13 protein-coding genes and 1 pseudogene are annotated in these 14,435 nt (G+C 61.5%); 7 read left to right on the plus strand and 7 right to left on the minus strand.

The window, feature by feature from the left end:
• Window positions 1-7: 7 nt before the first annotated feature.
• From ACS4RS_RS32750 to ACS4RS_RS32760, 3 genes are read left to right on the plus strand one after another with little or no spacing between them, the layout of a single operon-like run.
• On the plus strand, window positions 8-1,759 hold the full coding sequence (locus tag ACS4RS_RS32750; protein ID WP_439012348.1) for a dipeptide ABC transporter ATP-binding protein: 1,752 nt from the start codon (window positions 8-10) through the stop codon (window positions 1,757-1,759).
• Entirely contained in the window at window positions 1,756-2,967 is a 1,212-nt protein-coding gene (locus ACS4RS_RS32755; protein ID WP_439012349.1) for an enolase C-terminal domain-like protein, read from the plus strand. The genes ACS4RS_RS32750 and ACS4RS_RS32755 overlap by 4 nt, the downstream gene beginning before the upstream one ends.
• 12 nt (window positions 2,968-2,979) lie before the next feature.
• Window positions 2,980-4,167 (plus strand): galactarate dehydratase, encoded by a 1,188-nt coding sequence (locus ACS4RS_RS32760; protein WP_439012600.1) that lies wholly within the window; start codon window positions 2,980-2,982, stop codon window positions 4,165-4,167.
• A 67-nt stretch (window positions 4,168-4,234) separates the two neighbouring features.
• On the opposite strand, the gene ACS4RS_RS32765 is transcribed toward ACS4RS_RS32760, so the two are convergent.
• The 7 genes from ACS4RS_RS32765 to ACS4RS_RS32795 form a co-directional block, all read right to left on the minus strand.
• The gene (locus ACS4RS_RS32765) at window positions 4,235-4,807 is read right to left on the minus strand and encodes an NADPH-dependent FMN reductase (RefSeq protein ID WP_012556237.1); all 573 of its coding nucleotides are present in this window, start codon (window positions 4,805-4,807) and stop codon (window positions 4,235-4,237) included.
• 85 nt (window positions 4,808-4,892) lie between these two features.
• Entirely contained in the window at window positions 4,893-5,558 is a 666-nt protein-coding gene (locus tag ACS4RS_RS32770; protein WP_439012601.1) for a nitroreductase family protein, read from the minus strand.
• Between the two features lie 185 nt (window positions 5,559-5,743).
• Window positions 5,744-6,103, minus strand: a complete 360-nt coding sequence (locus ACS4RS_RS32775; RefSeq protein WP_439012602.1) for a metalloregulator ArsR/SmtB family transcription factor — start codon at window positions 6,101-6,103, stop codon at window positions 5,744-5,746.
• A gap of 211 nt (window positions 6,104-6,314) precedes the next feature.
• On the minus strand, window positions 6,315-7,007 hold the full coding sequence (locus ACS4RS_RS32780) for a response regulator (RefSeq protein ID WP_439012350.1): 693 nt from the start codon (window positions 7,005-7,007) through the stop codon (window positions 6,315-6,317).
• Window position 7,008: 1 nt separating this feature from the next.
• Window positions 7,009-7,386 (minus strand): response regulator, encoded by a 378-nt coding sequence (locus ACS4RS_RS32785; RefSeq protein ID WP_439012351.1) that lies wholly within the window; start codon window positions 7,384-7,386, stop codon window positions 7,009-7,011.
• A 2-nt stretch (window positions 7,387-7,388) separates the two neighbouring features.
• Window positions 7,389-8,030: a response regulator transcription factor gene (locus ACS4RS_RS32790; RefSeq protein ID WP_003591373.1), complete on the minus strand. Its 642-nt coding sequence runs from the start codon at window positions 8,028-8,030 to the stop codon at window positions 7,389-7,391.
• Window positions 8,027-11,662 (minus strand): PAS domain-containing protein, encoded by a 3,636-nt coding sequence (locus tag ACS4RS_RS32795; protein ID WP_439012353.1) that lies wholly within the window; start codon window positions 11,660-11,662, stop codon window positions 8,027-8,029. Before ACS4RS_RS32795 ends, ACS4RS_RS32790 begins: the two co-directional genes overlap by 4 nt.
• 342 nt (window positions 11,663-12,004) lie before the next feature.
• Here ACS4RS_RS32795 and ACS4RS_RS32800 point away from each other — a divergent pair, with 342 nt between their 5' ends.
• The 4 genes and pseudogenes from ACS4RS_RS32800 (at window position 12,005) to ACS4RS_RS32815 (ending at window position 14,158) form a co-directional block, all read left to right on the plus strand.
• The gene (locus ACS4RS_RS32800) at window positions 12,005-12,757 is read left to right on the plus strand and encodes an NAD(P)H-binding protein (RefSeq protein WP_439012354.1); all 753 of its coding nucleotides are present in this window, start codon (window positions 12,005-12,007) and stop codon (window positions 12,755-12,757) included.
• 68 nt (window positions 12,758-12,825) lie between these two features.
• Window positions 12,826-13,059, plus strand: a complete 234-nt coding sequence (locus ACS4RS_RS32805) for a type II toxin-antitoxin system PrlF family antitoxin (protein ID WP_439012355.1) — start codon at window positions 12,826-12,828, stop codon at window positions 13,057-13,059.
• Complete coding sequence (locus tag ACS4RS_RS32810; protein WP_439012356.1) at window positions 13,056-13,460, plus strand: type II toxin-antitoxin system VapC family toxin; 405 nt, start codon at window positions 13,056-13,058, stop codon at window positions 13,458-13,460. Before ACS4RS_RS32805 ends, ACS4RS_RS32810 begins: the two co-directional genes overlap by 4 nt.
• Window positions 13,461-13,577: 117 nt before the next feature.
• A pseudogene (locus tag ACS4RS_RS32815) lies at window positions 13,578-14,158 on the plus strand (hypothetical protein).
• Window positions 14,159-14,435 lie beyond the last annotated feature (277 nt).

The raw sequence follows: 14,435 nt of genomic DNA on the forward strand, positions 1-14,435 counted from the left end.
GGCCGGCATGACCGATATCGTTCCCATTGCCGGCACGCCGCTGCTCCAGGTGAAGAACCTGACCGTCGAATTCCCTTTGCGCACCGGCGTCTTTCGCGCCGTCAGCGACCTGTCTTTTTCGATCGAGCCGGGCAAGACGCTTTGTGTCGTCGGCGAAAGCGGATCCGGCAAGTCGGTGACGGCGCGTTCGATCCTGCAGATCGTCGATGCACCCGGCCGCATTGCGGCCGGATCGATCACCCTGAACGACCAGAACGGCGGCTCGACCGACCTGACCAGCCTCAATCCGCGCGGACGTCAGATCCGGGCGATCCGCGGCCGCGACATCGCCATGATCTTCCAAGAGCCGATGTCGTCGCTATCGCCGATCCACACGGTCGGCAACCAGATCGTCGAGGCGCTTCGCCTCCACACCCGGATGACCAAGGCGGAGGCGCGCACCGAGGCCATATCGCTGCTGAAGCAGGTCGAGATCCCCTCTCCGGAAAAGGCGCTGGATCGCTATGCCTTCCAATATTCCGGCGGCATGCGCCAGCGCGCGATGATCGCCATGGCGCTTGCCTGCAAACCGCAATTGCTGATCGCCGACGAGCCGACGACGGCGCTCGACGTGACGACGCAGGCCGAAATTCTCGATCTGATCGCTCGGCTGCAGAAGGCCAATGGCATGGCGGTCCTGTTCATCACGCACGACATGGGCGTCGTGGCCCAGATCGCCGATGACGTGCTTGTCATGCATAACGGCGTCGCCAAGGAATATGGGCCGGTCGAGCAGATCTTTCATGCGCCGCAAGACGACTATACCCGCATGCTGATCGGCTCGGTGCTGAAGCTGGAGCAGAAGGCCGAAATCCGCCTTGCACGCCCCCCGCTCGACAGGACGAAGGCGCCGATCCTCGAACTGCGCAACGTTTCGATGGATTTCGGTGAAGTGAAAGCGCTGGACGATGTTTCCATTTCGCTTCTGCCGGGCGAGACGCTCGGCATCGTCGGTGAAAGCGGATCCGGCAAGACGACGATGGGCCGCTCGATCATGCGGCTGATTGATCCCACAGCCGGCGAAATCCTCTATCGCAATGCCGGCGGCGACATCATCGATTTGGCAACGGCAAAAGGTCAGACGCTGGCGGCCGCGCGCCGTGAATTGCGCATGGTGTTTCAGGATCCGTTCGGCTCCCTCAATCCACGCATGACCGTCTCCCAGATCATCGGGGAGCCGTTGCTCGTCAATGGCGTCGCCAAAGGGCGGGCGCTGGAGGAGCGGGTCTGCCACCTGATGGAGCAGGTGGGTCTCGATCCGAGGGCGCGCGAACGTTACCCGCACGCATTCTCGGGCGGTCAGCGCCAGCGCATCGGCATTGCCCGCGCCATTACGCTCAATCCGCGTGTGATCGTTGCCGATGAGGCGACCTCGGCGCTCGACGTCTCGGTGCGTTCGCAGGTGCTCGATCTCCTGATGCGCCTGCAGGACGAGCTCGGCCTCGCCTATATCTTCATCAGCCATGACATCGGCGTCATCCGCTACATGTGCGATCGTGTCGGCGTCATGTACAAAGGCCAGCTCGTCGAAATCGGCGAGGCGGAGCAGGTCTGCCGCACGCCCGAGCACGCCTACACGCAGGCGCTGATATCGGCGATCCCACGCCCGGATCCGCGCGACCGCGATCACTCCAGGCGTTTCCGCTACGTCGCGCCGGTCAATCTGGAGCCTGGCAATCTGAAGCCCGACCATCTGAAAAATGGAAGTTCTCAGAGATGAAAATCACCGGAATCCGCACATTTCTCATGCATGTCGGTCAGCCCGACCCTTCGAACTGGGCGTCCGACCAAGCTCCCGGCGGTGCTGCCTCCAAGCAGTTCGGAGGCACCAGAAACTGGCTGTTTTTGAAGATCGATACCGACGAGGGCATCACCGGCATCGGCGAATGCTCGGGCTGGCCGCGTGTCGTCGAGACGGCGATCCATGATCTCGCTGCCCTCCTCATTGGTGAAGATCCGGCCCATATCGAACGGCTGTGGCAGAAGATGCATGTCGCCATGATGGGTCATGGCATGCTCGGGACCGTCGGCGGCGGCGCGATGACCGGCATCGATATGGCGCTCTGGGACATCAAGGGCAAGGCGCTTGGCGTGCCGGTCTGGATGCTGCTCGGCGGCAAGGTGCGCGACCGGATCCCGATCTATTCGCATGCCAATACGCCCGAGCGGGCGCTTGCCATCAAGGCGCGCGGCATCAAGGCGATCAAGTGCGGCGGCGTCGCCGACCCGGTCCGCAAGGTCGCGGCACTGCGCGATGCCGTCGGCGACGATATGGATATCGCCATCGATCTGCACGGGCCGCCATGGCTGACGCCTGCGGATGCCTGCCGGCCGGTGCGGGCGCTCGAACCCTATGAGCTGATGTGGGTGGAAGATCCCATCGCGCCGGAGAATGTCGACGGCTACCGTCGCATCCGCGACGCCGCTCATGTGCCGCTTGCGGCCGGTGAGCGCTCGGCGACCATCTTCGGCGAGCGCGAGCTTATCGAAAAGGAACTGGTCGACGTCATCCAGCCCGATACCGGCCGGGCCGGCGGCATCACCCAGATGAAGAAGATCGCCGCCATGGCCGAGGCCCATCATATCCAGATGGCGCCGCATTCCGGCTCGCTCGGGCCGGTGGCGGAATATGCGGCCCTGCATCTGCTGGCGGCGATCCCGAACGCTCTCATTCTCGAGCGCCTCGACGACGACTGGGACGGGCGCCGCCAGACGATCGTGCCGCATCCGCAACAGGTCGACGGCCTGATCGCCGTTCCAGACGGCCCGGGACTTGGCTGCGATATCGACGAGGCCTTCGTGGCGCGCTTCCCAAGCGGCGGCAACGTCTCGGTGCCGCAAGCCGCAGGCGCATACAATCCCGGAACCGACAAAGAGCATGTCTACGTGCAGACGCGCGTGGCGCGGCGCAGCTATTTCAATCGCTAGAAGGACAGAATGATGAAGATCGACCGCATGCGGGTTTTCATGACCCGCGACAAGGACCGTCCGCGCGTGATCGTCGCGCTCGATACCGATGACGGGCTGACGGGCTGGGGCGAATGCTACAATCACGGCCCCGACAAGGCGCTGCCGCCGCTGCTCGATTATCTCTATGCCTTTGTGGCCGGCCAGGATCCGACACGCGTCGATTATCTGGTCAACCTGCTGATCCAGCAAAGCCGGTTTCCGCCAGGTGCGCTCGGCCTTGCCGCGATCTCCGCGCTCGATCATTGCCTGTGGGACCTTGCGGCCAAGGCGGCGAACGTCCCGGTCTACAAGCTGCTCGGCGGCGAAGTGCGCGACCGCGTCAAGGTCTATGCCGGGGTCTACACCGCACCGGACGCGCCGGCGGCCCGCGACGAATTCGATCGCCTGAAGGAGGGATGGGGGTTCACTGCCTTCAAGCTCAGCCCCTGGCGGATCGACATGCATGCCAATCGCTGGGGCAATGTCGTCAAAGCCTCGGCGGATTATTTCCGTTCGCTGCGCGAAACGGTCAACGACGAATACGAGATCGCCTTTGACGCCCATGCCAAGATTTTCGAGCCGATCGCCGCTCGCCAGCTCGGCAACGCGCTGGCGCCCTACGATCCGCTGTTTTTCGAGGAACCGCTGCGCCCCGAGAACATCGAGGCCTGGGGCGACCTGAAACAGGGGCTCAACTGCGTCCTCGCCACCGGCGAGTCGCTTTACAGCAGAAACGAGTTCCTGCGGCTGCTGCAGGTCAAGGGCGCCGATCTGATCCAGCCGGATATCTGCGTCGTCGGCGGCATCAGCGAAATGCGCCGTATTGCGACACTTGCCGAAGCCTTCTTCGTCGGCGTCGCGCCGCACAATCCGATGGGGCCGCTTGCAACGGCGGTCAACGTGCATTTTTCGGCCGCAGCGCAGAATTTCCGCATCCTCGAATACCGGCTGCCGAAGGGACAGGCTTACGTCTATGGCGGCATCGATATCGAGAAGCGGGAAGGGGAAACCCGTTACGTCGTCGATCCCTACCTGCCGAAGGACGGTTATCTCGAACTGCGCCCGGATCGGCCCGGCTGGGGCGTCGAGATGGACGAGAAGGCGATGCAGGAGGAAGGCTACATCCACTGGCAGCGACGCGTGCCGAAGCGGCCGGACGGTTCTTACGCCTTCGCTTGAAGATTCACTCGATAACCGGAAACTGGCCGCTGCCGCGCGGGAGCGGCCAGTTCCTCTTAAGTGCAATCTAGGCGTCTTTCGGCAGCACCGAGCGAACCCTTGCGATAAAGACATGGAAATCCTGCATGAATTTGCGAAGGAAATCCGCAGTGGCCTCGTTCGTGACCTCGCCGTCATCGGTGATCAGGCCTGGTGTGAACTGGATGTAGGCTTCCGGGGCATTCATCTGGGGCGAATTGCAGAAGCTGAGCACGCTGCGCAAATTCTGCTGGGCGACTGCAGTGCCTATCGCGCCCGGCGACGTGCCGATAACCGCTGACGGCTTGCGTGTGAACGAGTTGGTGCCGTAGGGGCGGCTTGCCCAGTCGATTGCGTTTTTCAGCCCGCCAGGTATGGATCGATTGTATTCGGGCGTGACGAACAGCACGGCGTCGACGGCCGCGATTGCGGCCTTGAATGCCTTGCCGGCCGGAGGGTAGTCGGCGTCATAGTCGTAGCTGTAGAGCGGCAGGTCCTTGAAGGATATCTCCGACATTTCAAGTTCCGGCGGGGCGAACCGCACCAACGCCTTGGCGAGTTTGCGATTGATCGAGCCCTTGGCAAGGCTGCCGATGAGATAGCCTACTTTATGCGTGGTCATGGCGTTCTCCAATATCGCGCATGATCGGACGTATCATGCGCAGAAAGCATGGAAGGGGTCTCTCGTCCTTTGAGCGCAGCAGCGCTTAATTGTCGACGAAAGTGACCGTCTCGGCAAGCGGGGCGCGGCCCGTACGGGCAAAACTGACTGCGGCGTCCTCGTATCCGATCGACATGCCGCAGAAGAGGATGAGCCCGTCCGGGGGTGACAGGACCTCCGCGACAGTCTCGCGAACCTGTGACCACGCCATCTGCGGGCAACTGTGCAGTCCCTCGGCGCGGAGCAGCAGCATGACGGTCTGCAGATACATGCCGACGTCGGCCCATTGGGGTGGACCCAGCTCACGGTCGATGTAGCAGAACAGGGCGGCGGGCGCGCCGAAGCAGTTCCAGTTGGCGATCGCTGCCCGCTGGCGCGCCTCCCAGTCCTCGCGTGCAATGCCGAGCGCGCTGTAGCGCTCCTTGCCGAAGGCGGACCGGCGCTCTCCATAAGGGGACTTCAGCGCCGGCGGATACATCTCGTACTGCCGCTTGTCCCAGGCGTCGCCGTGGGCCACGCGCTCGACGGCTGATGTCTTGAGCTCGGCCAGCGGCGCGCCGGTCATCACGTAGGTGTTCCATGGCTGGATGTTCGATCCCGACGGCGACCAAGCCGCAGCGGACAGCACGCGCTCCAGGATCTCCCTTGCCACAGGCCTGTCTTTGAATCCGCGCACCGACCGTCGGCTGGTGACTGCCTCATATACGTCCATCATCGCCTCTTCCTGACCGTTTCGTTGCTGGTGTGGTTGATTATCTCCATTCGCAACGGAGGCGTAATCACACCCTGGTCTAGGAGGCGTACATCAAACATTCATCAGGGTTCGATGTGACCTGATTGCCTGCAAGGTCATCCTGTCCTCAATGACCAATCACGAGCGGCTGTAGAGAGGCTTGGTCATTTCGTCAGGCGCCCGGCTTGGACGCGTTCTGCTGGGGCTCGACGGGGCGATCCGAAGATGTCGGCGAGCGTATCGAGCATCGTCCTCGCCGTGCCGGATTGAAGTGAATAAAAGATCGTCTGGGCAACCCTTCGCGTCTGCACGAGTCCTTGTTCTCGAAGAATTGCCAGATGCTGGGAAGTCGACGATTGGCTCAATCCCACTTCCTCGGCCAGGTCGGTCACCGACACTTCTCCCTCGGTCAAGACATGCAGGATGTGAAGCCGTTTGGCGTTCCCCATGGCCGACAAGAAGTTTGCTTCGATGTCGAAGGCGTTGGTTTCAGGGGAAGGTGCGGTTAGCGATCGGTTGTTCAGGCGTGATCTCCTTTATGGAATCTAGGCCGGGCATGAGGTCATGACCCTGGGCTCTAATTTAGAGATAACGCATGGGAGCGACGGCGAAACCCATTGCCGTTGCAGCGTCGTCTTTTTCAACGCGAATCGGATACGGTGCGCATCAAATGGACAGGCAACTGCTGTTTGAGGTCGACATTCCTCGACCGTTGGAAAGCGCCCGGCAAAAAAATTAACGCGAGCCAGCCTGACGCATTTGCGCCGGCAGCGTCTCCCAGGCCCGGATCAGTTCACCGATCGAGGCGGCCTCCATCTTGTGCATGACGTTACTGCGATGCAGTTTGACCGTCACTTCGCTGATGCCGAGATCGAAGGCGATCTGTTTGTTGAGGCGTCCGCGCGCCACTTCGTGCAGAACTTCACGTTCGCGCTGCGTTAGCGTCTCCAGGCGTTTGACATTGCGTTTGGCGATAGCGGCTTCGGCCCGTCGTTCGGCATCCATCGCAATGGCCGCAGTGATGGCGTCGAGCAGCGTCTGGTCCCGCACCGGCTTGGTGAGAAAATCCACAGCACCTGCCTTCATCGCCTGGACGGTCATCGGGATATCGCCATGGCCGGTCAGAAAAATGATCGGCTTGGAAATGCCGTTTTCGGCCAGATGGCTCTGCAGGTGGAGGCCGCTTGCTCCGGGCATGCGCACATCGAGGATCAGGCAGCCGGGGCTTTCCAAGATATCGGCATCAAGCAATTCGCGGGTCGAGGCAAAACTCACTGACTGAAAACCCGCCGACAGGATCAACTCCGACAGTGCTTCGCGAACTGACGCGTCGTCATCGACGATAATGACGAGCGGCTGATCTTCTTCATATCTGCCCTGCAATGATAACGGCGCCGATCTCCGCAGCAACGGCTGGTCAACTCTCATGTTACCCTCCATCTCTCGATTGGTGTAAAGCATTGGCGATAGCCGCCAGCAGGGCCTGGGCATCGAAGGGCTTGCGGAAGAAACGGCCGCCTCCCTGAGCGCGGCCCTGATCGGCTATTTCATGGCGGCCCGTGATCAGGAACACCGGCAACTCGGGACGTGATTTTCTCACCAGGTCACGAAGCTCGAAGCCGTCGATGCCGGGCATTCCGATATCGGTGATGAGCACGTCGAGATCCGACAGCCCGCTGATGAGCAGCGAGCCCGCCGACGGGAAGCCGCGGGCCACATAACCCGCCGATTCCAGAAGGTCGCCCATCGATTCAAGCAGTCTGGGATCGTCATCGACAACTGCGACGACATGTCTTGTCTCATTCATGTTCAATTCCCCCCCACCCGGCGCGAGTGGGTAATCGGTATTTCCAGTTTCTCCGCGATCCGCACGAGATCGGCGAGCGACGCCGCCGCCATTTTCTGCATCACGTTTCTTCTATGGATCTGCAGCGTGACTTCGCTGATCCCGAGTTCGGCTGCCGCCTGCTTGTTGAGAAGACCGCTGACCACCAGCGGCAGCACTTCGCGCTCGCGCGGCGTCAGGTCGAGATAGTGTCGTTTGAGCATGTCGAGCTCGGCGCGTCCTGATCGCTTTTCCCGATCCTCGGCGAGTGCTGCATGGATTGCCGCCAGGAGATCCGCGTCACTGAACGGTTTGGTCAGGAAATCCACGGCGCCGCTTTTGATCGCACGCACGGAGGAGGGGATGTCGCCATGTCCGGTAATGAAGACGATCGGCGGATGATCGCCGTCGGCAATCTGCCTCTGCAGATCGAGGCCATTGATGTCGGGCAGCTCGATATCGAGGATGAGGCAGGCGGGCACATCAGGCTTGTCCGCTCTCACGTAATCGCCGGCGGATTCGAAGGCGATGGCGCGCATGCCATGCGCGTCCATGAGCTCACTGAGCGCCTCACGGACACGTTCGTCGTCATCGACGATGAAGACAATATGGTCATTGTCCGTCATGACGCCGCCTTCGGTTCTATCGGCAAGGTGAAGATCAACGTCGCTCCGTGCGGATCGTTCTTCTCTGCCCACAATCGTCCGCCGTGCAGCTCGACGATCGAGCGGCAAATCGCCAGACCCATGCCCATGCCATTCTCCTTGGTCGTGAAGAAAGGTTCGAACATCTTCTCGGGGAACTCGATACCCTGACCGCGATCGCTGATTTCGGTCTGAATGGCATTCCCCATATGGCGCACGCGCATCCCGATCACCCTGTCGCCGTCGACCGTGTCCATCGCCTCGATGCCGTTGCGGATGAGATTGATCAGAACCTGCTGGATCTGGACGCGATCAATGGCGATGGGTGGAAGATTGCCGTCAACCTCGACGTCCATCCTCGCGCGCCGCCGCGCCGCTTCGGCGGCCATCAGATTGCGGGCTTCGTCGACAACGCCGGAGAGCGTCGTGTGGACCCTCCGGTCTGCGGATTGTTTGAACAGGGCGCGGATGCGGCTGACGACATCGGCGGCCGAGTTGGCGTCGCGGATGATGCGCTCGACCGTCCTCTGCGCCCGCTCCATATTCGGCGGTTCGGCCATCAGCCAGCGCTGGCAAGCATGCGAGTTGGCGACGACGGCCGCGAGCGGCTGGTTCACCTCGTGAGCGATGGAGGCCGAAAGCTCGGCAAGGCTCGCCACCTGGCTTGCCCGTGCAAGACCCTCGCGCGCCTGGCGCAGATCTTCCTCCGCCCGAACCTCCGCGTCGACATCGAGGCAGATGACGTTCCACTGGACGATGACGCCTTCGGCATTGCGCATCGGCGCAGCGCGCGTCTCGACCCAGCGATATTCGCCATCGTACCGCCGCAGACGATGCCGGCGCGCATAGGGCTCGCCTGTGGACAATGAATGGGCATAATTCTCTTTGACACCCGCTACGTCGTCGGGATGAACGCCGGCGTCGAGCGTGCCGTCCAGCCGGGTTTTCCCCGTTCCATCAAGTTCCTCGAGCTTATATCCGAGGAAGTCGCGGAGCTGGGGGTTGCGATAGACCGGCTCTCCGTCAGGAGCCGCGCAATCGATCATGGCCGGCAGCGTTTCGACGATCTGCCAGAGCGAGCGCTCTCTTTCTCGCAGCGCCTCCTCGACACGCAGCTGATCGTCGATGTCGTGCGAGAGACCGTACCATTGGACAATCCGACCGCTCTCGTCCCGCAACGGCTCGGCGCTGCCTCTGACCCAGCGATAGATGCCGTCGGCGCGCCGCAGGCGATACTGCTTGGAGAAGCGCTCGCCGGTGGCGAGGGAATGGTTGAGTGCTTGGGCGAGACTGCTGGCATCGTCGGGATGGACGGCGGCCTCGATGAGGTCCGCAAGCCGGCTCATCCCCGGCGTTTCCATATCAATGATGTCGAGACCAAGATAATCTTTCAGGCGCTGGTTGAAGAAGGTCGGCGTCCCTTCCGGATCAAGCCGCCAGAGCAGGCTCGGAACCATGTCAACCAGTTGCGAGAGTTCGCGTTCCCGGTCGCGCAACGCTTCCTGCGCGCGCATCTCGTCATCGATATCGACCGAGATGACGTACCATTGCGTGATTGTGCCGTTCTGATCCCGCAGCGGCTCGGCGCGGCCGTCGACCCAGCGATAGGCTCCGTCGAAACGGCGCATGCGGTATTTGATCGAGAAGGGATCGCCGCTGGTGAGGGAACGGTGAACAGTCTGAAGCAGTCTCGGTGCGTCATCGGGATGGACGAGAGTATTGATGACAGCCGACAGGCGGCTGACGCCCGGCTTATCCATGTCGCCGACGTCGAGACCGAAGAAATCGATCAGGCGTTTATTGAAGAAGACAGGCTCGCCTGTCGGTGTCAGTCGCCGGATCTGGGCCGGCACCATGTCCACGAGCTGCGAGAGCTCGCGCTCGCGATCACGCAATGCCTCGAGTGCACGCACCTCCTCGTCGATATCGAGAGACACGCCGTACCATTGCACGACCCTTCCATCGTCGTCGCACCGGGGTTCCATCCGGCACTCCGCCCAGCGGTAGACGTCGTCTTTTTCGCGCCAGCGAAACCGCATGGCGGTGCCGCCGCCGCTTTTGAAACAATTCCGCAGCGTGCGCTGGACGTCGGGCGCGTCTTCGGGATGAATCAGCTGCCGCAGCAGGTCTTCGATGCGCGGCTCGCCGAGAGCGTCGAAATCGGCGATAACGGCGCGGAAATGATCCTGATAGCGTTTGTTGAAATAGACCGACCCGCTCGCCGGCTCCACGCTCCAGACGCGAACCGGCACCGCGTCGATCATCTGCTGCAGCGCTCGCTCGCTCTGGCGCACCGCCTCTTCGGCACGGACCTGATCGTCGATGTCGTGGCAAAGGCCGTACCATTGGACGATGAGGCCGGTTTGATCCCGCATCGGTTCAGCGCGGCTCGACATCCAGTGATAGACGCCGTCGGCGCGGCGCAGCCGATACCGCATGGCGAAGTTTTCGCCGGTGACGATGCAATGGTTGAGAGTATCCCGGAAGCCGGCTGCATCATCGGGGTGAATGATGGCCTCGATAACCGCTTCCAGCCGGCTCATGCCGGGCCTGTCCGTATCCGCGACATCGAGGCCGAGGAAGTCGACCATTCGTCTATTGAAGAAGGTCGGTTCGCCCTCGGGTGTCAGACGCCAGACGTGGCTCGGAACCATGTCGACAAGCTGCGAGAGCTCCTGCTCCCGCTCGCGCAACGTCTCAACGCTTTGACGCAATGTGAGCACGGCCAGCTGATGTTGCCTGGATATAGCGGCGACGATCAGCGCCGAAAATGCCGAGATCGCCAGGAAAAGCTGCAGCATGATCTGCTTGTGTTTCTGGGACTCGGCATCGCCGACAGATTGGCCGGCGCCCGTTATCGTGAAGATAGCCGTGATCAGGGCGAGGAGCACGAGCGATATGGCGGCGCCCTTGAATTCGAAGCGGACCGCTGCCCAAAGAAGGGGCGGCATGATGATGTAGGCGAAGGGAAGGTAGCCGCTGAGCGAAAGAGCGGCGACACTGAGAAAAATCAGTCCAAGGACGCCAGCTTCCACCCATTGCGCTGCCGAGAGCCGGGTCTTGCCGCGCCAGTTATGAAAGACGGACAGCGCCAGCGGCGCGACGATCAGGACACCGGTTGCATCACCGATCCACCAGAGAGGCCAGGCGGTTACGAAGGATTGCGATTGGATGCCGAACCATGCGAGCGTCGCGCTTCCCACGGTCGCGCTGACGATTGGCGCAATTCCGGCGCCCAGGACGACGAATGCGAGAACCTCCTGCAAGGTTTCCAGCTGAGCCGGCCGCTTCAAGGCCCGGTTGACCAGCCATGCCGCGACCACCGCTTCAAGAGCGTTGCCGACGTATATCAGAAAAGCCGCCGGCAACGGACTGTAGAACCAGAGGGCATTGCTGAACAGCTCAGCCAAGCAGCCCCCCAATATCCACCACGGCCAGCTGCGCCTGGGGGCGAGGATGAGCGTTGCGATGAAAAGCCCGCCCGGAGGCCAGATGGAAATGCCCGTTCCCGGCACGATCGCGAGTGATTGGGCAAAGCCGCAGCCGAGCACATAGGCGGCGATGAAGAGCCCCAGATACAGGGCGCGGGGGCGGTGCGACCAGACGCTCGTCATCCACCGTTCCTGCCGGGCAGACAAGGCCGGGGGATCATTCGCATTTGGTGCAGCACTCGTTCTTGATGTCGGGGCTGGCGAGCTCATGCTGCGAACCGTAGTCCCGTCATAGCACAGCCGCAACTCATGGAAATCCATACATTGCGTGGAGGGGTAGTGCTGCGGCGAGCCCGGATCCTCGGCGCGCAAGAGCAAGTGTGAGATCGCTCCCGTTTCGGTGGGTCATCCTAGACCTTAGGTCTACTCCGCTATACCTAAGGCGAAGGCGCCGAGCCACACGCATGATGGAAGGGTTTTGGCCTTCCGGTCATTCTCGATCCAATCGATCGCGAGGATGCCGACATGAAAATCACCGTGGTGGGAGCAAGCGGTCTCATCGGAACCCGGCTCAGCGAAAGGCTGCGCCGGTCGGGCCACGAGGTTACGGACGCGTCCTTGTCGTTTGGCGTCGATACGGTGACCGGCAAAGGCCTTGACGCGGCTGTCGCGGGAACCGACGCCGTCGTCGATGTGACCAACGCCGCATCGTTCGGCGACAGCGCGGCACTTGATTTCTTCAGGGCGTCGACGAAGAATTTGCTTGCCGCCGCCGCCGCGGCCGGCGTCGGGCATTATCTCGCCCTTTCCGTCGTCGGTACGCCCCGGCTCGTGGAAAGCGACTATTTTCGCGCGAAAATGGTGCAGGAAAATCTCATCCGAGCTTCAAATCGCCCCTACACGATCCTCCGCTCAACCCAGTTTTACGAGTTCATAAACGGATTGATCGACATCGGTGCGCAAGGCGACGTCTTTCGGCTGCCGCCGGCCTTGATGAGGCCGGTCGCGGCCGCGGAAGTCGCCGCCTTCATGGCCGAATTGACCGTCGCAACGCCTTTGGGCGATTTCGTCGAAATCGGCGGCCCGGAACAATTCGGTATCGATGACGTCGCACGGATCTATCTCGCCGCGAACGAAGACGAGCGGCCGGTGATAACAGATCCGTCGACCTCGTATTTTGGTGTCGAATTGACCGATGACGCATTGCTTCCCTGCGCCGGCGCACGGGTGGCTGCGCAGACGCTACCCGACTGGCTCTACCAATCGATGGCGGATTAGCGGCAGCCTTGAAATTTCTCGGATGAAGTAATACCTTCCGTCAAAAGAGTATTACAAAGGCGCTCGCTATGGCCACAACCGTTACCGCGAAAGGGCAGGTGACCATTCCCCGGCCCGTTCGGGATATGCTTGGCATCGTTCCAGGCAGCAAGGTCGATTTTCATCGTGCTCCCGACGGAAGTGTGGTTCTGACGCGCGCCGACAAGAAGCGGCCAGCCAGCCGCTTCGAGAAGCTGCGCGGCCATGCAGGCAAGGGCCTCGATACGGATGCCATCATGGCTTTGACGCGCGGCGAAACGTGACGCTCGTCGATACCAACGTGCTCCTGGACCTCGTGACCGACGATGCGAAATGGTCGGATTGGTCTGTTGCTCAGCTCGAGGCAGCGAGTATCGAAGGTCCCCTCCTGATCAACGATGTAATCTATGCCGAACTTGCGGTTCGATATGAAAGGATTGAGGCGCTGGAGGCTTTTGTGGAAGAGGCTAGCCTCGACATGAGGCCTATACCCAAGCCCGCTTTGTTTCTTGCCGGCAAGGTGCTCACGCAATATCGCAAGGCTGGCGGGACGCGCACCGGCGTGCTTCCCGACTTCTTCATTGGCGCTCACGCTGCCGTGCAACAATTGCCGCTCCTGACGCGAGATGTCGGCCGCTATCGCAGCTATTTCCCCTCGCTGAAATTGATAGCGCCCGGTTCCTGAGGCGTAGGCCGTAGCCTATGCGAGGTTTCAAGAAATCTTCATGAAAGCTCCGGGTTGAACAGCTTTTGCACGGCTCCAAATCCCGTCGGCGATTGCCGAAACAGGAGGGGAGGGCGCATGGGCAGCATACATATCGATCGAATCGGCCGGATCAGGTCGGCCCTGGGGCTCGTTCTCGGCCTTATTTGTCTCTTCTCCTGTCCGCCGGCGTTTGCCGCGCCCGCCTATATCGGCGGCCTGACGGTGACGCTGCCTGCCGGCTGGCGGAAGGCGGGCAAGGGCGATCTCTTTATGCTGCAGAAGGATTTTCCGGAAACGGATGACGACAAGCGCGGCAGTGCCCTGATCCAGATCACCAATCCGCTGTCGAGCCCGCGCGCGTTCCTCCCGGCTGGCATGAAGACCTTCGTCGCGACGTTGCCCGACATGGCCAAGGAAGACATCCTGATCAAGCATTACGGGGTATGGGCTGGTCCGGCGCCTCGATGACGAACGAAATCGGCGGATCGCAATCGGGCGTCACCACGTCGGGGAACCGGCCGGGCGCCGGCGAACGCTACACGCTTTCCAGCTATCGTCTCGACCTCACCGACGCGAGCGGCAAGACGGAAAGCATGAGCATCTTCGAACCGGACAAAGCGTCCGACGGGCTCCTGGTGATCAACGGCAGCAACTACCTGAAAGACGACGGACAATAGGCAGGCCGAGCCTTTTCGTCCCGCTGGCGCCATCACATAAAATTCAATGAATTTCATGTGCATAACGAGAGGGTCGGCCTTGCTCACCAGCACCGCGGGAGGGTGCGAATCACCCGCCGATTGGACCGCCAAACCGCCAGTTTCGCCTGCTCGTTTGACATGCTTCCAGCCGCCTTTTGGTTAAGCATTTGTAATTCGGTCACGAATCGCGGCATATAATAACTGCGCAACTGAGGCGCTTCCGTTCAAAATTGCGCAGTTATTTGGGAAACAGATC

The sequence above is a fragment of the Rhizobium sp. F40D2 genome (genome assembly GCF_051810745.2).
Lineage (GTDB): Bacteria > Pseudomonadota > Alphaproteobacteria > Rhizobiales > Rhizobiaceae > Rhizobium.